This is a genomic window from Mesorhizobium sp. M1A.T.Ca.IN.004.03.1.1 (assembly GCF_003997555.1).
Taxonomy (GTDB): domain Bacteria; phylum Pseudomonadota; class Alphaproteobacteria; order Rhizobiales; family Rhizobiaceae; genus Mesorhizobium.
This window is the reverse complement of record NZ_RZTV01000826.1, coordinates 1-248: the sequence shown is the minus strand read 5'-3', so window position 1 is coordinate 248 and position 248 is coordinate 1. Positions and strand designations below refer to the sequence as shown.

1 pseudogene is annotated in these 248 nt (G+C 63.7%); it reads left to right on the top strand.

Annotated features, from left to right (window positions below):
* Positions 1-248: pseudogene (locus EOD29_RS33980) on the top strand (carbohydrate ABC transporter permease); the annotation flags it as partial.

Sequence of the window (248 nt, the reverse complement as noted above, 5' to 3'; positions counted from 1 at the left end):
TATTGTCATGGGTCTGGCTGATCGGCGGAACCTTCGTGGTGTTGCTTCCGGTCCTCTGGGCAGGCCTCTCCTCGCTGAAGCCGGCGGCCGAGATCACCCGCTTTCCGCCGTCGCTTCTTCCGCGGGCCGCCGTGGAGCAGACCGTGCCCGGATTCGACAAGCCGCTCAGCCTTTGGAACGTCACGATTGACGGCCAGCAGCGTGAAATGGCCATGATCAGGCGCATCGGTCTCAAGGCGCAGATGGTC